At 70.1% G+C, this 25,937-nt stretch carries 22 protein-coding genes and 1 tRNA gene; 11 read left to right on the top strand and 12 right to left on the bottom strand.

Translation table 11 applies throughout. The features are described from left to right. Positions 1 to 4: 4 nt before the first annotated feature. A complete protein-coding gene (locus tag RN901_RS06960) occupies positions 5 to 403 on the bottom strand; it encodes a type II toxin-antitoxin system VapC family toxin (RefSeq protein WP_310757345.1) in 399 nt (132 codons plus the stop codon). After that, on the bottom strand, positions 396 to 707 hold the full coding sequence (locus tag RN901_RS06965; protein WP_310757347.1) for a hypothetical protein: 312 nt from the start codon (positions 705 to 707) through the stop codon (positions 396 to 398). The genes RN901_RS06960 and RN901_RS06965 overlap by 8 nt, the downstream gene beginning before the upstream one ends. Before the next feature lie 208 nt (positions 708 to 915). Between RN901_RS06965 and RN901_RS06970 the strand changes: the two genes are divergently transcribed. The 7 genes from RN901_RS06970 to RN901_RS07000 all read left to right on the top strand — a co-directional run bounded on the left by RN901_RS06970 (position 916) and on the right by RN901_RS07000 (position 13,819). Continuing rightward, the gene (locus tag RN901_RS06970) at positions 916 to 1,704 is read left to right on the top strand and encodes an SDR family NAD(P)-dependent oxidoreductase (RefSeq protein ID WP_310757349.1); all 789 of its coding nucleotides are present in this window, start codon (positions 916 to 918) and stop codon (positions 1,702 to 1,704) included. A gap of 7 nt (positions 1,705 to 1,711) precedes the next feature. Continuing rightward, entirely contained in the window at positions 1,712 to 5,560 is a 3,849-nt protein-coding gene (locus tag RN901_RS06975) for a hydantoinase B/oxoprolinase family protein (protein ID WP_310757351.1), read from the top strand. 69 nt (positions 5,561 to 5,629) lie between these two features. Continuing rightward, entirely contained in the window at positions 5,630 to 5,977 is a 348-nt protein-coding gene (locus RN901_RS06980; RefSeq protein WP_310757353.1) for a hypothetical protein, read from the top strand. Positions 5,978 to 5,987: 10 nt separating this feature from the next. Continuing rightward, positions 5,988 to 7,250 carry a type II toxin-antitoxin system HipA family toxin gene (locus RN901_RS06985; protein ID WP_310757355.1) on the top strand — a complete coding sequence of 421 codons (1,263 nt, stop codon included), beginning with the start codon at positions 5,988 to 5,990 and terminating at the stop codon, positions 7,248 to 7,250. Positions 7,251 to 7,254: 4 nt separating this feature from the next. Continuing rightward, positions 7,255 to 10,098: a leucine-rich repeat protein gene (locus RN901_RS06990; protein ID WP_310757357.1), complete on the top strand. Its 2,844-nt coding sequence runs from the start codon at positions 7,255 to 7,257 to the stop codon at positions 10,096 to 10,098. Between the two features lie 71 nt (positions 10,099 to 10,169). Further along, on the top strand, positions 10,170 to 12,899 hold the full coding sequence (locus RN901_RS06995) for a M14 family metallopeptidase (protein WP_310757359.1): 2,730 nt from the start codon (positions 10,170 to 10,172) through the stop codon (positions 12,897 to 12,899). A gap of 122 nt (positions 12,900 to 13,021) precedes the next feature. Further along, positions 13,022 to 13,819, top strand: coding sequence for an N-acetylmuramoyl-L-alanine amidase (locus tag RN901_RS07000; protein WP_310757361.1), 798 nt, complete (start codon positions 13,022 to 13,024; stop codon positions 13,817 to 13,819). A gap of 42 nt (positions 13,820 to 13,861) precedes the next feature. Here RN901_RS07000 and RN901_RS07005 read toward each other — a convergent pair whose 3' ends face one another. Next, positions 13,862 to 14,506, bottom strand: coding sequence for a porin family protein (locus RN901_RS07005; RefSeq protein WP_310757363.1), 645 nt, complete (start codon positions 14,504 to 14,506; stop codon positions 13,862 to 13,864). Positions 14,507 to 14,683: 177 nt separating this feature from the next. Here RN901_RS07005 and RN901_RS07010 point away from each other — a divergent pair, with 177 nt between their 5' ends. Together RN901_RS07010 and RN901_RS07015 are read left to right on the top strand one after the other, a co-directional pair. Continuing rightward, the gene (locus RN901_RS07010) at positions 14,684 to 15,391 is read left to right on the top strand and encodes a hypothetical protein (RefSeq protein WP_310757365.1); all 708 of its coding nucleotides are present in this window, start codon (positions 14,684 to 14,686) and stop codon (positions 15,389 to 15,391) included. 1 nt (position 15,392) lies between these two features. After that, the gene (locus tag RN901_RS07015) at positions 15,393 to 18,131 is read left to right on the top strand and encodes a TonB-dependent receptor (protein ID WP_310757367.1); all 2,739 of its coding nucleotides are present in this window, start codon (positions 15,393 to 15,395) and stop codon (positions 18,129 to 18,131) included. A gap of 52 nt (positions 18,132 to 18,183) precedes the next feature. Here RN901_RS07015 and RN901_RS07020 read toward each other — a convergent pair. Both RN901_RS07020 and RN901_RS07025 read right to left on the bottom strand, forming a co-directional pair. Continuing rightward, positions 18,184 to 18,256, bottom strand: a tRNA-Lys gene (locus RN901_RS07020). Between the two features lie 55 nt (positions 18,257 to 18,311). Next, positions 18,312 to 18,866 carry a hypothetical protein gene (locus RN901_RS07025; protein ID WP_310757369.1) on the bottom strand — a complete coding sequence of 185 codons (555 nt, stop codon included), beginning with the start codon at positions 18,864 to 18,866 and terminating at the stop codon, positions 18,312 to 18,314. A 147-nt stretch (positions 18,867 to 19,013) separates the two neighbouring features. Here RN901_RS07025 and RN901_RS07030 point away from each other — a divergent pair, with 147 nt between their 5' ends. Then, positions 19,014 to 19,229 (top strand): AbrB/MazE/SpoVT family DNA-binding domain-containing protein, encoded by a 216-nt coding sequence (locus tag RN901_RS07030; RefSeq protein WP_310757371.1) that lies wholly within the window; start codon positions 19,014 to 19,016, stop codon positions 19,227 to 19,229. Positions 19,230 to 19,278: 49 nt separating this feature from the next. On the opposite strand, the gene RN901_RS07035 is transcribed toward RN901_RS07030, so the two are convergent. Beyond that, entirely contained in the window at positions 19,279 to 19,986 is a 708-nt protein-coding gene (locus RN901_RS07035) for a class I SAM-dependent methyltransferase (RefSeq protein ID WP_310757373.1), read from the bottom strand. Between the two features lie 189 nt (positions 19,987 to 20,175). Between RN901_RS07035 and RN901_RS07040 the strand changes: the two genes are divergently transcribed. Continuing rightward, positions 20,176 to 21,354 (top strand): hypothetical protein, encoded by a 1,179-nt coding sequence (locus RN901_RS07040; protein WP_310757376.1) that lies wholly within the window; start codon positions 20,176 to 20,178, stop codon positions 21,352 to 21,354. On the opposite strand, the gene RN901_RS07045 is transcribed toward RN901_RS07040, so the two are convergent. The 6 genes from RN901_RS07045 to ffh form a co-directional block, all read right to left on the bottom strand. Next, the gene (locus RN901_RS07045; RefSeq protein WP_310757377.1) at positions 21,290 to 22,030 is read right to left on the bottom strand and encodes a ribonuclease HII; all 741 of its coding nucleotides are present in this window, start codon (positions 22,028 to 22,030) and stop codon (positions 21,290 to 21,292) included. The genes RN901_RS07040 and RN901_RS07045 overlap by 65 nt on opposite strands. Next, positions 22,003 to 22,374: a 50S ribosomal protein L19 gene (rplS, locus tag RN901_RS07050; RefSeq protein ID WP_310757379.1), complete on the bottom strand. Its 372-nt coding sequence runs from the start codon at positions 22,372 to 22,374 to the stop codon at positions 22,003 to 22,005. The genes RN901_RS07045 and rplS overlap by 28 nt, the downstream gene beginning before the upstream one ends. Positions 22,375 to 22,523: 149 nt before the next feature. Next, entirely contained in the window at positions 22,524 to 23,204 is a 681-nt protein-coding gene (gene trmD / locus RN901_RS07055; RefSeq protein ID WP_310757381.1) for a tRNA (guanosine(37)-N1)-methyltransferase TrmD, read from the bottom strand. 13 nt (positions 23,205 to 23,217) lie between these two features. Beyond that, positions 23,218 to 23,730, bottom strand: a complete 513-nt coding sequence (rimM, locus tag RN901_RS07060) for a ribosome maturation factor RimM (protein WP_310757383.1) — start codon at positions 23,728 to 23,730, stop codon at positions 23,218 to 23,220. 13 nt (positions 23,731 to 23,743) lie between these two features. Then, a complete protein-coding gene (rpsP, locus tag RN901_RS07065; RefSeq protein ID WP_310757385.1) occupies positions 23,744 to 24,472 on the bottom strand; it encodes a 30S ribosomal protein S16 in 729 nt (242 codons plus the stop codon). A gap of 53 nt (positions 24,473 to 24,525) precedes the next feature. Further along, positions 24,526 to 25,884, bottom strand: a complete 1,359-nt coding sequence (gene ffh / locus RN901_RS07070; protein WP_310757387.1) for a signal recognition particle protein — start codon at positions 25,882 to 25,884, stop codon at positions 24,526 to 24,528. Positions 25,885 to 25,937 lie beyond the last annotated feature (53 nt).

Consider the following 25,937-nt stretch of genomic DNA (forward strand, 5'->3'; position numbering starts at 1 on the left):
TCCTCTACCGGATCTGCACGACCTTGACGCCGTCGATTTCGAGGTCGGCCCAGCTTCGGTCGGCGGTGAGGACCGGGAGGCCGAGGCTGCTTGCGGTGGCCAGACATGCCCGGTCACCCAGTCCGAGGCCCTGGCGACGCGTCCTCTCACGATAGGCGCCGCTGAGCAGCGCCGCCCGGCAGTCGAAGGGAATGACTTCGACCCCCAATCCCTCGACTACGCTCGCCACCGTCACGGAGGACAAGCCGTCTTGCGAGAGACGCGCCGCGACCTCGGCCACGTTCACCGACGACATGGCGGCTCCTCGCTTGAGCGCGCGTTCGACGCGAACCGCCCCCGGTTCATTTAGCAGCGCGGCCAGGACGGCCGAGGCGTCAAGGACAGCCTCGGCGGGTTCATTCACGGGCGGCTTCGGCTCGCCGTTCCAGGATGAACTCATCGACGACGCTCCCGGAGCCCTTCCGGTGCCGGCGCACGATGGCCTGCAGCCGCGCGAGTGCGGCGCTGGTGGTGCGCAGCCGGATCGTGTCGCCCTCCAGGCCCATGATCAGTTGCTGCCGGCCCTGAATGTCCAGTGCGCGGCGGAAGCGGGCCGGGACCACCAGCCGGCCGGCTTCGTCGATCGTCACGCGTTCGGTATCGGGCAACGGATCGGACATGGGATCCGGCGAAGCCTCGGGCGGCGAGTTCCGGCTCTCTTTCTTCATGGTATACTCCGTGTTTCTGGTATATATCATGAAAATACCACGTCGAGAGCCGAGGCACGAGAGGTAGACTTCGTAACTCGACTTCGGTGAGATTCCGCTGCTGCATGCCACACGTCGCTTTCGTCGATACGATAGGGACCGCCGCTCCGACTCCACAGTTTCGCGACGGCGATCAACGGGGGATCATCACCGCGCGGGGGGTTCAGCTTTGATCACACTCGAGGGGAAGACCGCCATCGTTACCGGGGCGGCGAAGGGGATCGGCGCGGCGTGCGCGCTCGCCTTCGCCCGTCACGGGGCGGATGTCGTGCTGGGGGACGTGCTGGAGGATCGCTGCGCCGATACGGCCCGCCGCATCGCGGAGGAGACGGGGCGGGAGACGCACGCGGTGCGCGCGGACGTAAGCGAGGAGGGCGACTGCGCGGCCCTGCTCGACGCCTGCACGGAACGGTTCGGCCGCTGCGACATCCTGCTCAACAACGCGGGGATCATCGCCGCGGGCTCGATTCTGGACGCCGAAGTCGAGGACTTCGACCGGGTGCTGGGCGTGAACCTGCGGGGGACCTTTCTCCTTTCCCGCCTCGTGGCGCGGGATATGGTCGCGCGCGGGGTGAAGGGGTCGATCATCCACATGTCTTCGACGAACGCCGTGGTGACGATCCCGAACCAGCTCGCCTACGCGGCCTCCAAGGGCGGGGTCATGCAGCTCACGAAGGCGATGGCGGTCGCGCTCGCGCCGCACGACATCCGGGTCAACGCGATCGGGCCGGGGACGATCGTCACGGACATCCTCGACTCGGTGATCGCCGATGAGGAGGCGCGCCGCACGATCCTCTCCCGCACGCCGCTGGGACGGTTCGGGGACCCGGCCGAGGTCGGGACCGTGGCCGTCTTCCTCGCGAGCGACTACGCCTCGTACCTGACGGGCGAGACCATCTACCCGGACGGCGGACGCCTGGCGTTGAACTACACGGTTCCGTTGCGGGAAGACGGGTGATGGGCGCGTGAGCGGCAGGGCAACGAGCGACTCGGGCGGCGAAGCCCGGCTCGCGATCGACATCGGCGGCACCTTCACGGACGTGGCGCTGGAGTCCGGCGGGCGCCTCGTCACGACGAAGGTGCTGACGACCGCCTCGGCGCCCGAGCGCGGCGTCCTCGAGGGCGTGCACAAGGTGCTGGGGCTCGCGGACGTCCCGCCCTCGGCCGTTCGGCTCGTCATCCACGGCACGACGCTGGCCACGAACGCGATCATCGAGCGGCGGGGCGCGCGCACGGCGCTCATCGTCACTGCGGGGCACCGCGACGCGCTGGAAATGGCGCACGAGAACCGCTTCGAGCAGTACGACATCGGGGTCGACCGCCCTGCCCCGCTCGTCCCCCGCCGTCTCCGGCTCCCGGTGGAGGAGCGGGTAGACCACCGCGGCCGCGTCCTCATTCCGCTGGAGGAGGATTCGGTGCGGGCGCTCCTCTCGACGCTCGAGGCGGAGGAGGTGGAGTCGATCGCGGTCGGGCTCATCCACGGGTACGCGAACCCGGACCACGAGCGGCGGATCGGGGAGATCCTCGACGAATGGCGGCCGGGGCTTCCGGTGACGCTCGCCTCCGACGTGTGCCCCGAAGTGCGGGAGTACGAGCGGCAGTCGACGGCGTGCGCGAACGCCTACGTCCAGCCGCGCATGGCCCGCTACCTGACGGGGCTCGCGGATGCGCTGCGCGAGTCGGGGCTCGCCTGTCCCTTCCTCCTCATGACGTCGGGCGGGGGCCTCACGACCCTGGAGACGGCGGTCGCCGCGCCCGTCCGCCTCGTGGAGTCCGGGCCAGCCGGGGGCGCCATCCTCGCCAGCCACCTCGCGCGCGACCTGGACCTCGGCGACGTCCTCTCCTTCGACATGGGCGGGACGACGGCGAAGCTGTGCGTGATCGACGGGGGACGGCCGCTCCATTCGCGTACGTTCGAGGTCGCCCGCAGCTACCGCTTCAGGCAGGGGAGCGGGCTCCCGGTGCGAATTCCCGTAATCGAGATGGTGGAGATCGGAGCAGGGGGCGGGTCGATCGCCGGAGTGGACGAACTCGAGCGGATCCAGGTCGGGCCCGGGAGCGCAGGTTCGGAGCCGGGGCCGGCGGCGTACGGCCGGGGCGGGGACGAGCCCACCGTGACGGATGCCGACGTCGTCCTGGGGCGGATCGATCCGGAGTTTTTCGCCGGAGGCTCGATCTCCCTCGACCGGGAACGGTCCGAGGCCGCGATCGAGGCTCGCATAGGCCACGGACTCGGGCTCGACGCGAAGCTCGCCGCGCTCGGGATCAGCGAGATGGTGGACGAGAACATGTCCAACGCCGCCCGCACCCACGCGATCGAGTGGGGCAAGGGCGTGGCGGGACGTACGCTCATCGCCTTCGGCGGCTCCGCGCCCATCCACGCCGCGCGTCTGGCGGACAAGCTCGAGGTGGACCGTTTCCTCATCCCCGCCGACGCGGGCGTGGGATCGGCCGTCGGCTTCCTCCTCGCCCCCATCTCCTACGAGGTCGTGCGTAGCCGCTACATGCGCCTGTCCGGGTTCGATCCCGCCGTCGTGCGGGAGGTGTTCGATGAGATGAGGGACGAGGCGGCGGCTGTGGTCTCGCGCGGGGCGCCGGGCGCGCCGATGAGCAAGAAGGCGCGCGCCTACATGCGCTACGTCGGCCAGGGGCACGAGATCGGCGTCGATCTTCCCGGCGACCTCGAGGACGCGGCGGCCCTCCGCGACGCGTTCGACCGCGACTACGAGATGGTGTACGGCCGGACGATCCCGGGGCTGGACATCGAGGTTCTGAGCTGGACGCTCGTCGTCTCCGCGCCCGCGACGGCGCCCGCGACGGAAGCCGCGGACGTTCCCGCGGGAACGTCTCTCGGGGGGCAACCCGCCGCAGGGAAAGCCGCCTCAGGGAAAGCCGCCTCAGGGACACCGGAGCCCGAGCGCCGGACCGAGCTGTGGGACGGACCCGGCGGCGAGTCGGCGAGCGCGGCCGTCTACACGCGAGGGGCGATTGCGGAGGGAGCCCGCGTCGAGGGCCCGGCGCTGATCGCGGAAGATCAGACGACGACCGTGGTCCCGGACGGCTGGGAGGCGCGGGCCGTCGCCGGCGGCCACCTCCTCGTCGAGCGGAGGGCGGCGGAGCGAGCGGCGGGCGCCGCCGCGGCAGCCACCGGCACCCAGACCGGGATCGCGGCGCTCGAAGGGCAGATCATGTGGAGCAGGCTGCTTTCCGTGGTGGAGGAGCAGGCCCGGACCCTCGTGCGGACGGCCTTCTCGACCCCGGTGCGCGAGGCGGGCGACCTCTCCGCCGGCGTGTTCGACCTCTCCGGGCGCATGCTCGCGCAGGCCGTCACGGGCACGCCGGGCCACGTCAACGCGATGGCCGCCTCCGTCGGGTTCTTCCTCCGGGACTTCCCGGTGGAGACGCTGGGCGAGGACGACGTCCTCATCACGAACGATCCCTGGGAGGGCACGGGACACCTCAACGACTTCACCGTCGTCACGCCGACGTTCCTGGACGGGCGCCCCGTGGCGCTGTTCGCGGCCACGAGCCACATCGCCGATGTCGGGGGCCGCGGCTTCGGGGCGGACGCGAACCAGGTGTTCGAGGAGGGGATCCGCCTCCCCATCGGCTACCTGATCCGCGGCGGACGGGTGGATGAGACGCTCATGCGGCTGGTGCGGGCGAACGTGCGGGACCCGGATGTCGCCCAGGGCGACCTCTACTCGCTGGCCGCCTGCAACCGCACGGGGTGCGAGCGGCTGGTCGCGATGATGACGGAGTTCGGGATCGATTCGCTGGAACCGCTGGCGGAGACGATCATCTCCGCCTCCCGGCGGGCGATGCGCGAGCGGATCGGGGCGCTCCGCCCGGGGACGTACCGGAACCGGATGAGGATCGATGGCTACGACGAGGATCTCGACCTCGTGTGCGCCCTCACGGTCCTGTCAGATGGGACGATCAGGATCGACTGGGACGGCACCTCGCCGATGTCGCCGCGCGGCATCAACGTCCCGGTGACCTATACGCGCGCGTACAGTTCGTTCGGCGTGCGCTGCATCGTCGGCTCCGAGGTCCCCAACAACGCGGGGTCGCTGGCGGCGATCGAAGTCTCCGCCCCGCCCGGATCGCTTCTCAACGCGCCCCCTCCCGCCGCCGTCTCCGCGCGCCACTCGATCGGACAGATGCTGCCGGACGTCGTCCTCGGCTGTCTCGAACAGGCGCTGGAGCCCGGAGCCGTCCCCGCGGAAGGCGCGTCGTGCCTCTGGAACCCCGTCATCATGGCGGGGCCGGGACTGACCGGCGCTCACGCCTACGGCGGCGAGGCGTTCGTCGTGAACCCCTTCCACGCGGGCGGCACGGGCGCGCGCCCCGGGAAGGACGGCCTCTCGGCGACCGCTTTCCCCTCCGGCGTCCGCAGCACGCCCATCGAGATCACCGAGACGGTCGCGCCGCTCATCTTTTGGCGTAAGGAGTATCTCCCGGACTCCGGCGGTCCCGGCGAGTTCCGGGGCGGCCTGGGCCAGGTGATGGAGATCTCACACGCGGAGGGCGAGGCGTTCGCCGTCTCCAAGATGTTCGAGCGGGTGCGCAACCCGGCCCGGGGACGCGATGGCGGCGGCGACGGGGCCGCGGGGCGAGTCCACGTGCCGGGCGTGGGCGAGTTCCGGCCCAAGGGTCGCGAGGTCGTCCCCCCCGGCCGGCGCATCGTGCTCGAGACGCCGGGAGGCGGTGGACTCGGCGATCCGGCACGGCGCCCGCGCGAGCGGGTACGGGAAGATGTCCTCGACGGCTATGTCTCCGCCGACGAGGAGGGCGGTACGCGCGGAGAATGACCAGCCTTGTCATAACGACCATAATAGTGTACAGTATAGCTAATACCGTACATTATCATGGTCGCTACGATGAAGAACGACATCCACGGCACGTTGCCGCTTCCCGTCCGGCGACTTCTCCGTAAGCTCGGCTCCGACATCAGGGATGCCCGTCTCCGTCGCCGCATCCGCGCGGCGACGATGGCGGAACGGGCACTGATCAGCCGAACCACCCTCAGCAAGGTCGAGCGCGGCGATCCGGGCGTCTCGATGGGCATCTATTCGACCGTGCTTTTTGTCCTGGGGATGGAGGACGGCCTGGCGGAACTGGCCGACCGCAGGCGGGACGGACTCGGGCTCGACCTGCTCGAGGAACGCCTGCCGCAGCGCGTACGCGTCGCCGCGCCCCGCTCCCGGCGTGAGCGCGGGGACGCTTGAGGCGATCCACGTGGAACGCCGGATACTGGTCCATCTGGACCTGAACGACACGCCCCTCCTCGTCGGCAGGCTTTGGGTCAGAGTTCGTGGCGGCCGGGAGAGTGCGACGTTCGAGTACGATCCGGGCTGGTTGGACCACCCGCGACAGTTCGCCCTCGAACCGGCGCTGACGCTCGGACCCGGGCCCTTTCACACCCGGCGAGCGCTCTTCGGATCGATTGGCGACTCCGCGCCCGACCGCTGGGGGCGGGTCCTGATGCGCCGCGACGAGGCTCGCCGGGCGAGGCGGGAGGGACGAAACCCCCGCGCGCTCTTCGAGTCCGACTACCTCCTTCGGGTCGATGACGAGGCTCGCATGGGGGCGCTCAGGTTCTCGTTGAGCGGGGACGGACCCTTCCTCGCCGAGCCCGGGGAGAGGCGGATTCCGCCTCTCGTCGAACTGGGACGGCTCCTCGCCGCGGCCACGCGAATCACGCAGCGGGAAGAGCGAGATGAGGATCTCCGTCTTCTTATCGGACCCGGGGCCTCGCTCGGGGGCGCCCGCCCCAAGGCCGTCGTGAGGGACGGCGCCCGCGGGTTGGCCATCGCGAAATTCCCCGGCGCCGGGGACGACTACGATCTCGTGCTGTGGGAGGGCGTCGCGCTCGAGCTCGCCGCGCGGGCCGGCATCGACGTGGCCGCCTGGCGTTTCGAGCGGGTTGCCGGGCGGCGCGTTCTCCTCGTCCGGCGCTTCGACCGCGAGGCGGGCCGTCGCGTCGGGTTCCTGTCCGCGATGAGCATGCTGGGGGCCCATGACCGCGACTCGAGGTCCTACCTGGAGATCGCGGACGCCCTTCGCCGCCACGGTGGGGCCGTCAGACATGACCTGACGGAACTCTGGCGCAGGGTCGTCTTCAGCATCCTCATCTCGAATACCGACGACCATCTCCGCAACCACGGTTTCCTGTATGAGGACGGACGGGGCTGGCGTCTTTCCCCAGCCTACGATCTGAACCCGACCCCGGCCGACATCGGCCCCCGCGTCTTGCAGACGTACATCGACGAGTACGACGGCGCCGCCTCGGTGGAACGCGCGCTGGCGACCGCAGAGTACTATGGTCTGGATCTCGACGGCGCGAAGCGGATCGTCGGCGAGATCGGGCGGGCAGTCTCCGCCTGGCGCGGGACCGCGGCGGGTCTCGGCGCTTCCCCGGAGGAGATCATGCGGATGGAATCCGCCTTCGCACACGAGGATTTGGACGCGGCGGCCGGTTACGGGACGTCGTCACGGTGACCTGATGGTGGATCCGACACGGAGCAGGTGGACGCTGGTCTGGGTCGCGGCGGCGATCGCCGCGTGCGGCGACGGCAGCACCGACCCGGGGCCGGGGCCCGACCCCGCGCGGACGCCGGTGGCGACGGTCGGCGCCCTGGCGGGGGACGTGTCCGAGGGTCTGGACGCGATCGTGTCGGTCCGTCTCGATCCCCCGCCAGCCTCGCCCATCAGCGTCCGCTACACGCTGAGCGCGGACGGAGACCCGGCCACCGCGGACGCGGACACGGCGGACTACCGCGCCGATGGTTCGGTGTCCGTTCCCGCCGGCACGAGCGTCGCGGACGTTCGGATCGCGATCCGGGACGACGACGACATCGAGCCCGCCCGCGAGGCCTTCCTCTTCAGCCTGGATGCGCCGGCGACGGGCGCGGGATATCGGCTGGGAGCGACGACCTCGACGCAGGTGACGATCGCGGAAGGCGTCTGCGACCGAACGCCGGAGATCCGGGACGCGCTCGTCGTCCGGAGCCGCGCCGACAGTTGCTCGGGCGTGACGACGGCGCACCTGGGGATCACGACGCTCAACCTCGCCGGCATCGAAATCCCCACCCTCAGGCCGGGCGATCTCTCGGGCCTGTACAACCTCAGAAACCTGGACCTCTCCGGTGTCGGCTTCACCGCTTTTCCGGTGGGCGTGTTCGCCGATCTGACGAGCCTCGAGACGCTGCGCCTGCGGAGCAACGGGTTCGAGACGCTGCCGACCGACGCGTTCGCGGGGCTCGCGCGCCTGAAGACGCTGGATCTGGGCGACAACGCGCTGACCACGCTGTCGGCCGAATCGTTTGCGGGACTCACATCCCTCGAGACGCTGGAGGTGCGTTCCAACGCGTTCGCCACGCTGCCGGCGGGCGCGTTCGCCGAACTCACGGGCCTGGAGCGGCTGCACCTGGGCGCCAACGACTTCACGACCCTCGGCGACGGCGTGTTCGCGGGACTCGCCAAGCTGGAGTGGCTCTACCTCGGCAACGGCCGCATCGGCGCGCTGGAGGCGGGCGTCTTCTCCGGCCTGACCGGGCTGGAGAGCCTGCTGCTCCAGGACACCGGGCTCGAGGCGCTTCCCGCCGGCGTCTTCAAGGGCCTCTCCAGCCTCCGCGAGTTGCGGCTGGACCGGAACGCGCTGGAAGCGCTCCCGGAAGACGCGTTCGCCGACCTCTCCCGCCTGGAGTCGCTGCGTTTGTACGGCAACCGGCTCGCCGAACTGCCCGCGGGGCTGCTCTCGGGACTCTCCGCGCTCCGCGTGCTTCGGCTGGACGGGAACCGCCTGGCGGCGCTGCCGGAGCAAGTGTTCGTCGGCCTGTCCGGTCTCGACACGCTGCTCCTGGCGGAGAACCCCGGGGCCCCGTTCGCGCTCGCACTCGAACTCGAGCGGACCGACAATCCCGACCCCGCCGCCACGGGTCCCGCCCGGATCGCGCTCGCCGTGGGCGAGGGGGCGCCGTTCGCCATGACCGTTCCCCTCTCCGCCCGGGGCGGCGCGCTCTCGGCGGAGATGGCGGTCCTCGAAGCGGGGAGCGAACGGAGCGCGGAGATCACCGTGACCGCAACGGAGGGCGGCCAGAGCGAGGTCCAGGTGGTGGCGGGCCCCGTCCCCGCGGTCCCGCGACGCGTGACGGGCATCGAGGTCGGACTCGGCGACCCGCTCATCCTCTTCGGAGAGGGGACGAACGCGCCGCCCGTGCCGGAGCGCGAGGTGGCGCCCCAGCGCCTGCAGTCCGGCGCCCACCCGACCACGTTCACGGCGTCGGATTACTTCCGGGATCCCGAGGGCGCCGCCGTGCGCATCTCGGGCGTCTCGGCCGATGTCGCCGTGGCGACGGTGACCGCCGAAGATGGCGTCGTGACGCTGACGCCCGTCGCCGCGGGGTCCACGACCGTGACCCTGACGGCGACCGATCCGCCGGGCGCGACCGCGGAGCTTTCATTCCCCGTGATCGTGCGAGAGGCGGCTTCACGGCCCTTCGACATCGACCTCATCCTCCTCGACGAGGTGACAGACTCCCAGGCGGAGGCCTTCGCCGACGCCGTGGATTTCTGGACGGCCATACTGGCGGACACGGAACTGGCGGATGTCCCGCTCGGCCAGGACGTGGCGCCGGGGTGCTGGGATATCACGACGGATCAGCGGATCGGCACGGTCGACGACATTGCCTTCGTCGCGTCCGTCCGGGAGATCGACGGCGAGGACGGCGTCCTGGCCCGGGCCGGTCCCTGCGTCGTCCGGGATGAGTCCCGCCTGCCCGCCGTCGGCGCCCTGGAACTCGACGCGGCGGACCTCGCACGGCTCGAGGAGGAGGGGAACCTGAAGGACGTCGAGGAGGTGATCCTGCACGAGATCGGCCACGTCCTGGGGATCGGCACGGTGTGGGTCGACCACGGCCTGCTCCGGAACCTGTCCGTTCACAATACCGGAGCGGACACGCATTTCACGGGACCTCTGGCCATCGCCGCCTTCGACGAGCGCGGCGGAGCGAACTACGACGACGGCGAGAAAGTGCCGGTCGAAAACACGTCGGGACCGGGGGCGGCGGACTCCCACTGGCGGGAATCCGTGCTGGGCCACGAGTTGATGACGCCGTTCCAGGCACCGGGCGAGCGTGATCTCCTGAGCCTCATCACGGTCCAGTCGCTGGCGGACCTCGGGTATGAGGTCAAGGTCGGGCTCGCCGAGATCTACCGGATTCCCGGATCCACGGGCGGCGCGCGCGCCACGCCCGAACGCCGAATCCCCTACGGCGACGACATCCTCCGCGGACCCATCAGGGTCGTGGACCGCAACGGCCGCGTGGTCCGAATCATCCCCAACTGACGGATTGCACGTCGCGCAGCCCGACGGTCTCTTCCGGTATCGGATTGTCGAATAACGGGAGGACGGAGCCGATGATCGCCAGGGACCTCTCTCTGACCGCCAGGTGGCGGCTGGTATTCGGATCGTGGATCGTCGCCGCGGCGCTCGCGGGCTGCTCGACGGGGGGCGGCACCGGCGCCGACGTGCCGATGCCCGCCGACGTCATCGGGTTCGCGCCCGGCGAGGACTACAAGCTCACGAACTACGACGGGATCAAGGCGTACTTCGAGGCGCTCGCGGCCTCCACGGACCGCATGGCGCTGGAGCAGATCGGGGAGAGCACCCGCGGCGAGCCCCTCTACCTCGCCGCGATCTCGTCGCCGTCGAATCTCCGGCGCCTGGAACGGATCAAGGAGATCACGCGGACGCTGGCCTACGCACGCGACCCCGAGGCGGGGTACGGATCGGTCCTCGCCGAGGAGGAGGCGCGCGCGCTGGCGCGGGAAGGCGTCGCCATCGTGTGGATCGACGGCGGGCTGCACGCGACCGAGGTCGCGCACGGGCAGCTGATGCCGGAGATGGCGCATCACTTCGTGACGGACGAATCCCCGGAGACCCGGCGTGTGCGGGAGAACGCGGTCGTCCTCCTGATGCCGAATATGAACCCGGACGGTCTGAATATCGTCGCCGACTGGTATATGTCGAACGTGGGCGGCGAGTTCGAGATGGCGCGCGTGCCGGAGCTCTATCATCACTATATCGGGCACGACAACAATCGCGACTGGTACATGCTGACGCAGGTCGAGACGCAGGCGGTGACGCGGCAACTGTATCACAACTGGTTTCCGCAGATCGTCTATAATCAGCATCAGTCGAGCCCCTTCCCCGGGCGGATCTGGATGCCGCCCTTCGAGAACCCCGTGAACCCGCACCTCGATCCGCTGGTCGTGAGTTCCCTGAATCAGATGGGACATTCGATGCGGCGCCGTTTCGACGAGGAGGGGAAGCCCGGCGTCAACAGCGGCATCGTGTTCGATCTGTGGTGGAACGGTTCCATGAGGGGCGGGCCCGACTATCACAACATGCTCGGGTTCCTGACGGAGACGGCGGGCGCGGGTTACGCGACGCCCCGCTGCTACGACGAGGACGAGATCCCGGACACGTTCGGCGCGCGCGCCGGGAACCTGCCCGCGAAGACGCCTTCGACGAACTACAACAACCCGTGGCTCGGCGGCTGCTGGCACCTGCGCGACGCCATGGACTACATGATGACGGCGGCGAAGGCCGTGGCGGACATGGGCGCGAAGCTCAAGGAGGAATACCTCTTCAACCACTACCTCATGGGCCGGCGCCAGATCGAGCGCGGAAACACGGCGGAGGGCGGCCCGTTCGCCTACGTGCTCGACCCCCTGGCCTCGCACGACCCGGGCGCGGTCGTCGAGTTCATGGGTCTGATGTCGCGGTCCGGGATCGAATTCCTGCGCGCGTCGGAGCCGTTCTCGGTGGCGGGGCCGGAGGGAGATCTCGCCTTCCCCGCCGGGTCGTACGTGATTCCGCCCCAGGCCTTCCGGCCCTACGTGGTGGACCTGATGGAGCCCAAGGAGTACCCCGACCGGCGCCAGTATCCCGGTGGGCCGCCGGAGCCGCCGTACGACATGACGGGCTACGAACTCCGCTTCCAGATGGGACTGCAGGCGGTGAACGTGGACGAACCGTTCGACATGCCGCCGGGCGAGTGGGGCGAGGTTGCGACCGACATCGGCGAGGTGCGCGGCGAGGGGGCGGCGGGCTTCGCGGTGCACGGCAACGCGAACTCGATCTACCGCGGGCTGTCCGCTGCGGGAGGCGAGCCCGGCGAAGGCGGGGACGCGGACGAAGCCCCGGAGCGCTTCCGTACCGTGCAGGCGCTCGCGACGCCGAACGGCGACGTGCCCGCTGGGTCGTACTGGCTGCCCGACCTGTCCGCCGATGAGGCCCGCACGCTCGCCGCCGACCACGGGCTCACGCTCACCGGCGTCTCCTCCCCACCCTCCCCCGGCGCCGTCGCCGAGGCGCGGCCCCCGCGCGTCGCGATCTACCGCTCGTGGCAGGCCCCAATGCCCGAGGGCTGGACCCGCTGGGTGCTGGACCAGTACGGCTTCGAGTGGGAGAACGTGTGGGACGCGGACGTGCGGAGCGGCGACCTGTCCCGCTTCGACGTCATCCTCCTCCCGTCGCAGGCCGCGGGCGGGATCGCGAGCGGGAACCTGCCGGGCACCATGCCGGAGCAGTACACGGGCGGCCTCGGCGACGAGGGCGCCGCGGCGCTCCGCGCCTTCGTCGAGGGCGGGGGCTGGCTCGTCGCCTCCGACCAGGCGGTGGACTACGCGATCGAGACCTTCGGCCTCCCCTTCCGCAACCGGGCGCGGGGACTCTCCTCGCAGGAGTTCTTCATCCCGGGATCGGTGATCCGGCTCGATGTCGACCCCTCGCACCCGCTCGGCTACGGGATGGACGCGGAGGCGATGGCCCTCTTTTCCCGCGGCCAGGTGCTGGAGAGGACGGGTGGCGGGGCGGCGGGCAACGTGGGCCGGATCTCGACGCCGGTGTGCTACGCCGACTCGGACTTCCTCGTGAGCGGCTGGACGCTGGGCGGCGAGGCAGTGCTCGCTGGCTACCCGGCGGCCGCACAGGTCGAGGTCGGCGCGGGCCAGGTCGTGCTGTTCGCCTTCCGGCCCCACTTCCGCGGCCAGCCGCGCAACACGTTCAAGCTCCTTTTCAACGCGCTCGCCGCATCCACGACGGAGAGACTCCCCGCGAGCCCCGGGCTGAGCTGCCGCTGAGCCTCGCGGGTCGCCGTTGCCGACCGGTCGCCGCGCGGGTTAGCGTCAAACGCTCCGAGCGGTTCGGGGGTTGAAGTCGTGGGGACGGCGACACTACAGCAGGCTCGCGAGGAGGTCTCGATTTGAAGCTGACCGTACTCACCGCCGCCGTGGTGCTTTTCGCCGGATGCGAGGGACCCGGCGCCGGCAGCGCCGCGGCCCAGGAGCAGCGCGCCACGGAACGTGACGCCGCCGCGAGCGAGCGGTGGCGCAGCTGGCGGGACTACAACCGCTACCCCGGCCCCATCCCCACGCCCGACGAGTGGGAGCCCCCCGCAGGCCCGATCCGGATCGGCCTCCAGGCCGGCCATTGGCGCGCCGACGAAGCCCCGCAGGAACTCCGCCGGATCCGCTACAACGGCACGCGGTGGCGGGAAACCGCCGAGTGGGAGGCGAACCTCGTCATCGCCCGGCTGGCGGCCGCGGACCTCGAAGCGCTGGGCTACGAAGTCGACATCCTCCCCGCCGTCGTGCCCCCCGGCTACCGGGCGCACCTCTTCATCTCGATCCACGCGGACGGGAGCGACAGCCCCGCCGCGTCGGGATACCGCATCGCCTCCCCGCGGCGCGACGCCACGGGACGGGCCGAGGACGCGGCGCGCGTGCTCCGGGAAACGTACGGCGCCGCGACCGGCCTGAGGGAACTTCCGGTCTCTACCCGCCGCATGCGGAACTACTACGCCTTCAACTACCGGCGGTACGAGCACGCGCTCCATCCGATGACGATCGCCCTGATCATCGAGACGGGGTTCATGACCAGCGCGCGGGACCGCGAGATCATCCTCGGGGCGCCGGAGAGGGCGGCGCGCGGGATCGTCGAGGGGATCAAGGCGTTTTCGGTCACCGCACCGCCGGCCCCGCCGACCACGGGCCGCGGGTAGGCCGGCGACAGGACGGTTCGCCGGCGGTCCTGAAGATGCGGGTCACCCTCCGACCCGAACTCCAACGCCGGCCAGAGCGGACAGGTTGCGCGCCTTCGCCCCATCCGACGCCGGGTCCCAGTAGAGGTTCCGCACGCCGTAGTGGTAGCGCGCCTCGAGCGTCACAAACCAGGCGTCGACCGTTTCCACCTCGATGACCGCGCCCACGACCAGGCCCACATCCGCAACGCCGCGCAGCCGGAAGCGCCCCTCGCAACTGTTGCTCTCCTCGAACTGCGCCACGCCGCCGTCCAGGCGACAGGCCACCTCGTGCCCCCAGTACGCGCCTCCCAGAAGAATCGGCTTCACGCGCGCGGGCGTCGGCGTCAATCGGAACCGAAGCAGGACGGGAAAATCGAGGTAGGACATTCTCGTCCTCGACCCGTCCTGATGGAGGCCCGAAGTCGAGAACCCACGTTCGAGATAGAGCGCTTCGAGCTGAACCGTCGCGCGCTCCGACAGGGGCAGCGTCACGAAACCGCCGGCCGCCTTCCGCAGGAGCGCTTCCGATGCGAACTGGTCGATGAAGGCGGCGTCGGCCCAGGTCACGCCTCCCTTGATTCCGAACGCGGTCTGCGCCGCCGCGGATCCATGATTCAGCAGAGCCGTGACGGCCGCGAACGCCGCAAACCACCGGATCGGTTTCACATCCCGCTCCTTGTCTCGCTACCCGCCCTTCCCGGCGCGCCCGTCGGCGAAGCGCACGACGCACAAGCTGCGTCCGCCGCGGCCGTTCCGCCATCGTCCGTATCCGTGCCGCCATCGTCTGTCCCGCCAGCGTCATCTTTCCATCGTCCGCCGATGGACCACACATTTCACGCCGTCATGCATAGCAAACGCAGATACGGGGAAGACGAAATACGGCAGGTCTTCGCGCGCGCCGCCGAGGCGGCCGAGGAGGAGCGCGCCAGCCTGCCGTCTCGCGTGGACGGCGGACTGACACTCGGAGAACTCCAGGCCGTGGGTATCGAGGTCGGCCTCGCCCCCGAGCGCGTCGCGGCCGCCGCCGCGGAACTCGATGCGCCCCCACGCCGCGTGCCGCGGCGCAAGCTGCTCGGTGTTCCGATCTCCGCCGGCCGGATCGTCGATCTCCCGCGCGAGTTGACGGATCGCGAGTGGCAATTTCTCGTCGCCGAACTGCGGGCCACGTTCGACGCGAAGGGCGAGGTCAAGGCCGAGGGCGGGATCCGTGAATGGAGCAACGGGAATCTTCACGCCGTCCTCGAGCAGACGGAGTCCGGCCACCGGCTTCGGTTGGGAACGCGCAAGGGCGACGCACTCGAAACCACCTTCATCGGGATCATGTTCTCGGTCATGGCGGTGATCGTCTCCTTCATCATGGTCGCGGACGGCAAGGCGGGCGCGGCGCTGATGGTCCCTGCTCTGATGGGTCTCGGCGGCGGAGGCGTGCTGGTCGCCAATGCCCTCCGGCTGCCCCGGTGGGCGGGCGAACGCGAGCGGCAGATGGACGGCGTCGCCGCCTGGACGCAGAATCTGCTTTCAGCCCCCGCGACGGACGCGGAGGAGGCGTAGGATGCGGAAGATCCTCGTCGTTGCGGCTCTCGGGCTGTTGGCGGTGCCGGCCGGAGTCGTCGCGCAGGGCGGGCTCGACGTGATCGTGCAGGACGCCGAGACGGGGGCGGGTCTGCCGAGGGCGCAGGTCACGCTCCCGGGACTCGGCTACGGCGGGATTACGGACGTCGAGGGCCACTTCCACATGCCGGATCTCGCGGCCGGCCCCGTCGCGGTCGAAGTGCGGCTTCTCGGCTACAGCATCGCGCGCGACGAAGCGACCATCGTGGACGACTCCGTCGTCGTGCTCGAGGTCCCCCTGACTCCGACCGTGATCTCCGTCGCCGGCCTCGTCGCCGTCGGCAGCCGGTCGAGACCCCGGACGGCCACGGAATCGATGGTCCCCATCGACGCGCTCGCCCCCTCCGAGCTGCTCGACCAGGGGGACACGGACATCGACGATCTTCTCAGAACCACGATCCCCTCCTACAACGTCAACCCGCAGGCGGTCGGTGACGCGGCGAGCATCATCCGGCCCGCGAACCTCCGCGGTCTGGCTCCGGACCATACGCTCGTGCTGGTGAACGGGAAGCGGCGCCACCGCGCGGCGGTCATCACCTGGATCGGCAACGGCGTCGCCGACGGCGCGCAGGGCCCGGATATCTCGAGCATCCCGACCATGGCGCTGCGCCAGGTGGAGGTGCTGCGCGACGGCGCCTCGGCCCAGTACGGCTCCGACGCCATCGCCGGGGTCATGAATTTCCACCTCAAGGACGCCCGCTCCGGCGGCGCGCTCGAGGTGCGGGCCGGCGGCTTCGGCGACGGAGGCGGGGAAGGCTACACCATATCGGGAAACACGGGGCTGCCCCTCGGCGCGGCAGGTTTCGCGAACCTGACGGCCGAGTACGGGCGCTCGAACTCGAGCAGCCGCAGCGTGCAGCGGGCCGACGCCGCGCTCCTCGTCTCCAGGGGGAACACGCACGTGCGGGACCCGGCCCAGATCTGGGGCGCGCCGGAGATCGAGGACGACCTCAAGCTGTGGGGCAACTTCGGCTACTTCCTCGGCAGCGGCACGAAGGCCTACGCGCACGCGAACTACGCGAGCCAGCGCATCACGAGGGGCTTCTTCTACCGCAACCCGAACACGCGGAGCGGCGTGTTCAGCCTCGACGGCGGGGAGACGCTGCTCATCGGCGACCTCCTCGACGCGCAGGACGGGGTCCTCGACGGCTCCGCCGGCTGCCCCGTCGTCCGCGTGAGCGATGGTCTGCCGGATCCGGCCGCCCTCCAGCAGGTCCTCGCGGATCCGAACTGCTTCACCTTCCAGGAACTGTTCCCGGGCGGCTTCACGCCACAGTTCGGGGGAGATGTGAGAGACGCATCGCTCGTCGCCGGCGTGGAGGGTCAGATCGGGCGCCTGTTCTGGGACGTGAGCGGGAACTACGGCACCAACGAAGTGGACTTCTTCATCTTCAACACCGTCAACGCTTCGCTGGGCGGGGCCACGCCCACCGAGTTCGATCCGGGGCTCTACCGGCAGGTGGACATCGACCTGCACGTCGACGCGGCGTATACCGTGAGCGACCTGCTGGACCTGGCGGCGGGGTTCGAGTGGCGGGACGAGCACTTCACGATCGGGCTGGGCGAGGACGACGCCTGGACGATCGGCTCCCTCGCGCCGCAGGGGTTCAGCGCGGGTTCCAACGGCTTTCCCGGCTTCAGTCCCATCGCGGCGGGTGACTGGCACCGCACGAACACCGCCCTCTACGCGGACGCCGAACTGCGAGACTACCGGAACGACCGCTGGACGCTCGGCGGAGCCCTTCGGTTCGAGAATTTCGAGGACTTCGGCTCGACGCTCAACGGAAAGCTCGCGGGACGCTACGCGCTTACGGGCGGTCTCGGCCTGCGCGGCAGCCTGAGCACGGGCTTCCGGGCGCCCACGCCGGGCCAGCAGAACGCCTTCAACGTCTCCACTGTCTTCGACCGGGAACTCGGCGACCTGGTGAACAGCGGCACCATTCCTTCCACCTCGGAAGTTGCGGCGCTCCGCGGGGGCGTCCCCCTCGACGCCGAGAAGTCCCGCAACTTCGCGGCGGGTGCCGTCCTGGATCTCGGGTCCTTCCTTCTCACGACGGACTATTTCCGCGTGGTCGTATCCGATCGCATCTCGTTGACTCAGTCCTTCAGTCTCTCGCCGGACGAACAGACGAGACTTGTCGAGGAGGGGATCGTGAGCGCCCGCAATCTGCAGGAGTTCCGCTTCTTCACGAACGACTTCAGCACGCGCACCCAGGGTCTCGACGTCGTCGCCACGTACGCGCCCGCGTCGCTCGCCGGCGGGACGACGCTGAGCCTTGCCTTCAACCGCACGCAGACGAAGGTCACGGAGTTCGATCCAACGAAGCTCGACGATACCCGCATTCGCCAACTCGAGGAGGGCCTTCCCGGCACGCGCTGGATTCTCACGGGCAAACACGCGCTCGGCCGGCTGAGCCTCCTGGGGCGGCTGAGCTACTACGCCGGCTGGTTCGATTCCCGGGACGACGTCTCGTATCCCGGCGCTCATCTCGTCGACGTCGAGGCAGCGTGGTCGATCAGCGACGCGCTGACGCTCACCGCGGGAGGCCAGAACGCCCTGAACCGGTATCCGGCGGAGAATCCCGGCGCGACGTTCTCCGGCAATCGCTACGGTCCGGGAACCCCCTTCGGCTCCAACGGCGGCTTCTACTACGTCCGGCTCGGATATCGCTGGAACTAGCAGGCCGTGGCGCTGCCGGCGCCTGCTTCGGACGTTCGGGGGCGAGGGAGAGTGACCGGGGTGGGGGTCGAACCCACGACCTGCGGATTAAAAGTCCGTTGCTCTACCAACTGAGCTACCCGGCCGAGTGGCGGGGCGGACCCGACGGGGCCTCCGCCCGGCGCGGCTCAAGCTAACACGTCAGCCCGGGGGACGCGGCAGGCCGCGGAGGATCCGAACGCCGGAACTGTCGGCGGCCAGCGCCGCCGGGAGCCCGGCGGCCGCGTTGCGCAGGAGGCTCCGCACCTGTCCGGTAGCGCGGTCGATCACCATCATCGCCCGCGCCCCCGCCTCCCGGTCCACCGTGGCCACGCCCTCCGGCCCGCTGAGTTCCAGCCGGTCCAGCGCCTCCGTCCACGCGGCATCGAAGGGGATCGAGTAGGAAAAGCCCTTGCTCCCATCCGAGATCTCACCCGGCGTGAAGCGGATCGAGAACAGCGTCTCCCCCTCGTCGTCGAGCCCCCGCACCCGGTAGTCGCCGGACGCCCCGGGACGGCTCACCCTCCCCTCGTACGCGAAGGCGGGTTCGAGCACGAGTTCCCCGTCGACCCGGATCCCACCCCAAAGCATGAGCACCGTCGACTCCTGAGAGGGTTCCCCCGACGCCTCCGGCGACCGCTCCTGCGCCAAAATCTCTCCCGCGGCGGGCACCACCGCGAGCATCGCGACCACCGCGCACCGCAACATCGACCTCATGTCAGCCTGCCGCTCCGCTCGCACGCGCGTTGATCCTCCGTTGACGATCCCCCGTACCATGCTGTCCGAACGCTCGTCGTCAGGCAACGCGTCGCAATATGATACTCCGTCGTCGACTACATACCTCGAAATCGTCGGAGCCGGAACATGCGCATATCCGAACGGGGAAAGATCACGATCCCCAGAGAGCTGAGAGACCGTTACGGCTTGAACGACAACGTCGAAGTCGAACTCGTCCCAACCGAAGAGGGCCTTCTCCTACGAAAGAAGACGGCCGCCCGACACCCCGTCGACCGCGTGTACGGCATCCTGGGGACGGGCGGGAACACGGACGACTACATCGAGGAGATTCGGGGTCGATGACTATGGCGGACCCCGCGTTCCCGCGGGAACGTCTCGTTCGGCGGCGACGCTACCCGGCGCGGCGGGAGAGCCAGGCGCCGTAGAGGAGGGCGCGGTAGTAGCGCCATGTGTCCTCGAACCCCGCCCCGGCCAGCAGTTCGAGGATGCGCGCCTCCGAAGCCCAGTGGATGCCCTCGTCGATTTTCGCCCGGAACGCGGCCCGTTCCGCCTCTCCCATCCCCTGGATCTCCCAGTATCGGCTCCACGCCGCGAAGAGTTCATCGAAGCGGGGGCCGCTCCGGTCCCCGTGGAGTTCGAACAGGAGGAACGGGGCGCCGGGCGCGAGGCGGCGGGCGATGTCGCGCAGGAGCGCCTGCTTGGCGCCGTCGTCCGGGAGGAAGTGCATGACGTTGAAGCAGGTCGCGGCCGCGAAGCCGTCCTCGTCGAGGTCGGAGACGTGTCCGTGGACGAGGCGGACGCCGTCTTCCACGCCGGTCTCCTCCATCCGGTGCCTGGCGATCTCGATCATCTGGCGCGACGGATCGACGCCGGTCAGCCGCCACCCGGGCTCCGCCGCCTTGAACGTGACCAGCTCGATGCCGGTTCCGGCCCCGACGACGAGCACCCGCGGACTCGGGCCCACGCGTCCGCGGAGGAGCGCGAGCGCCTGCCGGAACGAGCTCCGGTAGCCGGGTATCACCGTGCGGGCGATGTACTCGTAGTCGCCGCCGTAGTCTCCGTCGAAGTCGAACGGTTCCGCGCTCCCGTGTGTACTCATGGGCACAAGAGACCCCCGGCCCGGGATTCGTTCAAGTGTGACGCCGCGGCCAGGCGGGTGTGACGCCGCGGCCGCACGGGGCGTGAACCCGACACGGGGTCGCGGCTCGTATGGGATGGGGTAGCGGCCCGCATGGGACGGGTCGCGGACGTGTTGAGATTCAGATTGCCGAAAGGCACGATGGTATAGATGAATACGAAGAGATTGGCCGCCCGCGCGCAGGTCGCGGTGCTGGCCGCATGGTCCGTTTTTGCCGGTTGCGGCGCGGCCGGAGGGGGGAACGATCCGGCCATGTCCGGCCGGCTCGCCGCCGCCACGGCGAACATCGCGCCGGAAGAGAAGATGCGCGGCGTCTCCTTCTCCGCCCCGCGGCGCGAGATGGCGCCCGATGCGCTCGATCGCGCGTCCCTCACAGGGGCGAACTGGGTCGCCGTCATCCCCTACGCCTTCGTGGATCCCGCCCAGCCGCGCGTCGCGTTCGACCGCGAACGCCAGTTCTGGGGCGAAAGGACGGAAGGCGTCGCCAAGACCATCGAATACGCCAGGGAGAGCGGGCTCTCCGTGCTCCTCAAGCCGCATCTCTGGGTGCGCGGACAGGGCTGGCCGGGCGAGTTCGAGCCCGACACGGAGGAGGACTGGGAGATGTTCCTCTCGGGGTACCGGGAGTACATCCTCCGGTTCGCGCACGTCGCCGACTCGATGGACGTGGAGATGATGAGCGTGGGGACGGAGGTCGATCTCGTCGCGCTCGCGCGGCCCGATTACTGGAGGTCGCTCATCGAGGAGGTGCGGGCGATCTACGGCGGCCGCCTCACGTACGCGGCGAACTGGGACAAGTACGCCCGGATCGAGTTCTGGGACGCGCTCGACCTGGTGGGGGTGGACGCCTATTTCCCCCTCACCGACGACGCCACGCCGGACATGGAGACGCTGATCGCGGCGTGGGAGCCGTGGAGCGAGGAGTTGCGCGAGGTCGCCATCGCCACGGGAAAGCCGATCCTGTTCGCCGAGTACGGGTATCGCAGCGTGGACGGAGCGGCGGGCCGCCAGTGGGAGTTGCCCGAAGGACGCCGCGCGCGGGGCGTGCCGGCGAACTACGAGGCGCAGTCCGGGGCTTACGAGGCGCTCTTCCGCGTGTGGTGGGACCGTCCCTGGTTCGCGGGCGGCTTCGCGTGGAAGTGGTACGCGGGATCTCCGTCCGGCGAGTGGATCGCCACCGACTACTCGCCCCAGGGCAAGCCGGCGGAGACGGTCATGGCCACGTGGTACGGAGGCGATGCGAGCCCCGGCACGCCGCCGGTGCTCACGCCTCTGGATCTCGCCGAGGATCGCGCTGCGGATCGGACGGCCGGTCAGGCGCCGGACTGAACTCCAGTTCCGTCTGAAGAACGCCCTGGAAGGTGATCCGGTGGTGCGGGGTCGGGCCGTGCCGCCGGATCGCTTCCATGTGCTCGCGGGTCCGGTATCCCTTGTTGGACGCCCAGCCGTAGAGCGGGTATCGCGCGTCGAGACGCCGCATCAGGCGGTCGCGCGTGACCTTCGCGAGGATCGAGGCGCAGGCGATGGAATGCGAGGCCTGGTCGCCCCCGACGATCGAGCGGTGCTCGCCGAGTTCCGGGACCGGATTGCCGTCCACGAGCACGAGTTCCGCCGGAAGCGCGAGACGATCGAGCGCGCGGCGCATGGCCACGATGGTCGCGGCGCGGACGTTGAGGCGTTCGATCTCACGGGTGGAGGCGGCGGCGACCCGCCAGGCAAGGCTTTCCGCGCGGATGCGTAGGGCGAGTTCCTCGCGACGGGGCGGGGAGACCTGCTTGCTGTCCGTGCACCCCTCGAACTGCTGTCCCGGGTGGAGCGCGACGGCACCCACCATCACGGGACCCGCCACCGGACCCAACCCGGCTTCGTCGATCCCGACCACGACGCGGAGGCCGGAAGCCCAGCCCTCTTCCTCGTAGTCGAGCGGCGCCGTGGCCGGCGCCTCCCGAGCCGTCTCTGGAGCCGGCTTCGCCGGTGTCAGTCGTCCTGCTTCTTGTCGAGCCACCACTTTCGCTCTGGCACCCGGGCCCGCTTGCCGCGGCGGTTGCGCAGATAGTAGAGCTTGGCCCGCCGGACATCGCCGCGCCGAACGACCTCGAGCCCCACGATCCACGGGGAGTGGAGGGGGAAGATCCGCTCGACGCCGACGCCGCCGGAGATCCGCCGCAGCGTGAAGGTCGCGTTGACCCCCGCCCCGCGGCGACCGATGCACACGCCCTCGAACGGCTGCACGCGCTCCTTCTGGCCTTCCTTCACGCGTACGCGGACACGCACCGTGTCCCCCGGCGCGAAGGCCGGAAGGTCCGTGCGCTTATATCCCTCCTCGATACCGGCGATTCTGGGATCCATCGTTCGTCTATCCTTGTTCCCTGCGTCTCCAGGTGCGTTTCCGGCGGCGTATCCGTTTGCGTCACGGGAGGGTAGCGGCGATGTGACGATGGGTACGACCCGCAGCCTTTTAGTATACCATTGTCGCTCGGCTTGCGCCAAAAAACCGGTCAGTCGGCCGCGTCGAGGTCGAGGAGGTCGGGACGGCGGCGGCGCGTCGCCGCATCGGCCTGCGCGGCGCGCCAGCGCTCGATGCGGGGGTGATCCCCCGACCGGAGCACGTCCGGCACCGACCGGCTGCCGTGCTCGGCGGGCCGCGTGTAGGAGGGGGCGGAGAGGCGCCCCTCGTAGAACGAGTCGGAGGAGGCCGAATCGTGATCGCCGAGCGCCCCCGGGAGGAGGCGCACCACGGCGTCGATGACGACGAGCGCGGCGGGCTCGCCCCCGCTGAGGACGTAGTCCCCGATGGAGATCTCCTCGTCCACCCAGGCGTCGACGACCCGCTCGTCGATCCCTTTGTAGCGCCCGCACAACAGCGTGAGATCGGACTCCAGCGCGAAGCGCACCGCCGTTTCGTGGTCGAACGGCCGGCCGCGCGGGGAGAGCGAGATCACGCGCCCTGGCCGGTCCAGCGCGGTAAGCGCCGCGTCGAAGGGCTCGGGCTTCATCACCATCCCGCCCCCGCCTCCGAAAGGCTCGTCATCCGTCGTTCGGTGGCGGTCCGTCGTGTACTCGCGCACGTCGATCAGCCGGTAGTCGACGAGTCCCGCCTCGCGGGCGCGGCCCGGGATCGAGAGGCCGAGCGGGCCCTCGAGGTAGTCGGGGAAGATCGTGAGGACGTTGATTCGCATCGGACCGTTCGCGTCAGATATCGAGCAGGCCGGCGGGGAGCTTCATGTGGACCTCGCCGGCTTCGAAGTCCAGTTCCACGACAAGTTCCGCGTCGAACGGGATCAGCCGCTCGCGGCCATCGACGTCGAGGGCGAGGAGCGGCGCGCCGGGCTGGTCGTACACCTCCCTGATCACTCCGATCGTCGTGTCCTCCTCGCATACCGACATGCCGATCAGATCGTGCAGCAGATAGCCCCCGTCCGGCAGATCCGGCAGCTCTGCGCGGGGGACGGCAAGGCGCGCGCCGCGGAGACCCTCGGCCACCGTGCGGTCCGCCACCTCGCGGACCTCGACGAGCCACCGCCCGCCGTGGAGCCTCGCCGTCTCCACCGTGAGTGCCCGGGGCGGGGGCGCGCCGATGATTTGGAGCCGGCGACCCGCCTGGAAGAGCGCCTCGGCGTGGTCGGTTTCGGCTTCCAGGAGCAGCCCGCCGCGGATCCCGTGCGGCCGGGCGATGCGGGCCACGATCACGGGCGCGTCGGACATGGTGGCGGCGGTGCTAGTCGGCGTCGGCGCCGGCTTTCGCCTCGTCGCCAGCGTCGTCCGCCTCGCCGGCGGTGTCGTCCGCGTCAGCCGCGCCGTCGGCCGCATCGTCGGCCGAAGCGGTCGCCTCGGTCTCCGGCGCTGCCTCAGGCGCTGCCTCAGCCTCGGGGGCCGCCTCTGCCTCGGTCGCTGCCTCTGCCTCGGTCGCCGCCTCCGCTTCCGCAGGTGTCTCGGCCTCCGCAGGTGCCTCAGCTTCCGCAGCCGCCTCGGCTTCAGGCGCCGCCTCCACTTCGGCCTCCGCCTCGGCTTCGGGCACCGCCTCCGCTTCGGCCTCCGCCTCGGCCGGCGCGGCCTCCTCGGCGGCGGGCGGCTCGGGCTCGGGCTCCGGCGGGGCCTCGGCGCTCGGCATCGGACGCTGCGATGTGCCGCGCTGTCCCGGCGGCGGACCGATCTCGATGATCGCCGTCTCGAGAGACATCGGATCCACGCCGTCGTGGAACTGCTTCCAGACGCCCGTCTTCCGCAGGAGCGACCGCACCGTGTCCGTCGGCTGCGCGCCCTCGTTGAGCCAGTGCAGCGTGCGGGCGGCGTTGATCCTCACGAGCGACGGCTGCGTGCGCGGGTTGTAGAGCCCGAGGCGCTCGATCGACGCGCCCGCCGTCCCTTCCCGCGAATCCGTCACGATGATGCGGAACGAGGCCGCCTTCTTCGCCCCACGCCGCTTGAGTCTGATTGTCGTCGCCATTCAGTTCTCCGATTTTCTCCCTGATCTGCCCGGAACCGGCCCGGGTCCGGCGTCTAGCCCAGTCCCTTGCCCAACTGGCCAAGGTCGCCGGGACCTCCCGGCATCATCCGGGGCATGAGCTTGCCCATCTGCTTCATCATCTTCCGCATTTCGCGGAACTGCTTGAGGAGCCGGTTCACCTCGTGCACCGGGCGTCCCGACCCCTTCGCGATCCGCGCCCGGCGCGACCCGTTCAGGATCTCCGGCCGCCTCCGCTCCTCCGGCGTCATCGAGAGGATGATCGCCTCCAGGTGCCTCACCCGTCGAGGGTCGACGTCCGCCTGGTCCAGCATGCGCGTGTCGACACCCGGCATCATCTTCAGCAACCCCTTCAGGGGGCCCATCTTCTGGATCTGCTGGATCGAGGTCAGGAAGTCCGCGAGGTCGAACTCTCCCTTCCCCGCAAGCATCTTTTTCTGCAACCGCTCGGTCTCGCCGAGGTCGACCGTCTGCTGCGCGCGCTCCACGAGGCCGACGATGTCCCCCATCTGGAGGATCCGGCCGGCCATGCGCTCGGGATCGAAGACCGTGAGGTCCTCGGGCCGCTCGCCCGTTCCGACGAATCGGATCGGCACGCCGAGCACGCTGTAGATCGACAGCGCCGCGCCTCCACGGGCGTCGCCGTCCATCTTCGTGAGGACGACCCCCGTCAGCCCCACCGCGCCGTGGAACCCCTCGGCGATCCGCACCGCTTCCTGCCCCGTCATCCCGTCCGCCACGAGCAGGACCTGCTGCGGCTTCACGGCCGCCTTCACGCGGCGGAGTTCGTCCAGCAACTCCTCATCCGCCTGCAGCCGGCCGGCCATGTCGAGGAGCAGGTGCGTGACTCCGCTCCGCCTCGCCTCGTCCAGCGCGCCGCGGGCAAGGTCCGACATGTCCTCGCCGCTCGGCCGCGCCAGGACCGGGACGCCGATCCGCGCCGCCAGCGCCTCCAACTGCTCCGGAGCAGCCGGGCGGTAGGGATCGCACGCCACGAGCGCCGGCCGCCGGCCCTCCTTCGCCAGGCGCCCCCCCAGCTTCGCCGCCGTCGTGGTCTTCCCCGACCCCTGCAGGCCGACGAGCATGACCACCGTGGGCGGAACCGACGCCTCCGACTCCTCCGGCGCCGCCTCCCCCAGCAGGGCGACGAGTTCGTCGTGGACGATCTTCACGATCTGATCGCCCGGCCGGACCGACTTCAGCACATCCTCGCCGAGCGCGCGCTCCTTCACCTTCGCGAGGAAGTCGCGCGCGACCCGGAAGTTGACGTCCGCCTCGAGCAGGGCGCGCCGCACCTCGCGCAGCCCCTCGTCCAGCATCTTTTCCGTGATGACGCCGCGCTGGCGCAGTTTCTTCAGCGCACCGTCGAGCCGGTCACCAAGGCGTTCGAACATCCACCGTTCCAGGCATCAAAAAAACGCGATTGGAAGGTCTCCATTCGCGTCTC

The organism is Candidatus Palauibacter soopunensis, from assembly GCF_947581735.1.
GTDB lineage: Bacteria > Gemmatimonadota > Gemmatimonadetes > Palauibacterales > Palauibacteraceae > Palauibacter > Palauibacter soopunensis.

Bases quoted from the DNA above. Each gene is read 5' to 3' on its own strand.
- RN901_RS06980 (WP_310757353.1), top strand. From the start codon at position 5,630: ATGAAGAACGACATCCACGGCACGTTGCCGCTTCCCGTCCGGCGACTT.
- rimM (WP_310757383.1), bottom strand. From the start codon at position 23,730: ATGTCCGACGCGCCCGTGATCGTGGCCCGCATCGCCCGGCCGCACGGG.
- RN901_RS07025 (WP_310757369.1), bottom strand. From the start codon at position 18,866: ATGAGGTCGATGTTGCGGTGCGCGGTGGTCGCGATGCTCGCGGTGGTG.
- ffh (WP_310757387.1), bottom strand. From the start codon at position 25,884: ATGTTCGAACGCCTTGGTGACCGGCTCGACGGTGCGCTGAAGAAACTG.
- RN901_RS07040 (WP_310757376.1), top strand. From the start codon at position 20,176: ATGAATACGAAGAGATTGGCCGCCCGCGCGCAGGTCGCGGTGCTGGCC.
- RN901_RS06995 (WP_310757359.1), top strand. From the start codon at position 10,170: ATGATCGCCAGGGACCTCTCTCTGACCGCCAGGTGGCGGCTGGTATTC.
- RN901_RS07010 (WP_310757365.1), top strand. From the start codon at position 14,684: ATGCATAGCAAACGCAGATACGGGGAAGACGAAATACGGCAGGTCTTC.
- rplS (WP_310757379.1), bottom strand. From the start codon at position 22,374: ATGGATCCCAGAATCGCCGGTATCGAGGAGGGATATAAGCGCACGGAC.
- rpsP (WP_310757385.1), bottom strand. From the start codon at position 24,472: ATGGCGACGACAATCAGACTCAAGCGGCGTGGGGCGAAGAAGGCGGCC.
- RN901_RS07030 (WP_310757371.1), top strand. From the start codon at position 19,014: ATGCGCATATCCGAACGGGGAAAGATCACGATCCCCAGAGAGCTGAGA.
- RN901_RS06990 (WP_310757357.1), top strand. From the start codon at position 7,255: ATGGTGGATCCGACACGGAGCAGGTGGACGCTGGTCTGGGTCGCGGCG.
- trmD (WP_310757381.1), bottom strand. From the start codon at position 23,204: ATGCGAATCAACGTCCTCACGATCTTCCCCGACTACCTCGAGGGCCCG.
- RN901_RS07035 (WP_310757373.1), bottom strand. From the start codon at position 19,986: ATGAGTACACACGGGAGCGCGGAACCGTTCGACTTCGACGGAGACTAC.
- RN901_RS07015 (WP_310757367.1), top strand. From the start codon at position 15,393: ATGCGGAAGATCCTCGTCGTTGCGGCTCTCGGGCTGTTGGCGGTGCCG.
- RN901_RS06965 (WP_310757347.1), bottom strand. From the start codon at position 707: ATGAAGAAAGAGAGCCGGAACTCGCCGCCCGAGGCTTCGCCGGATCCC.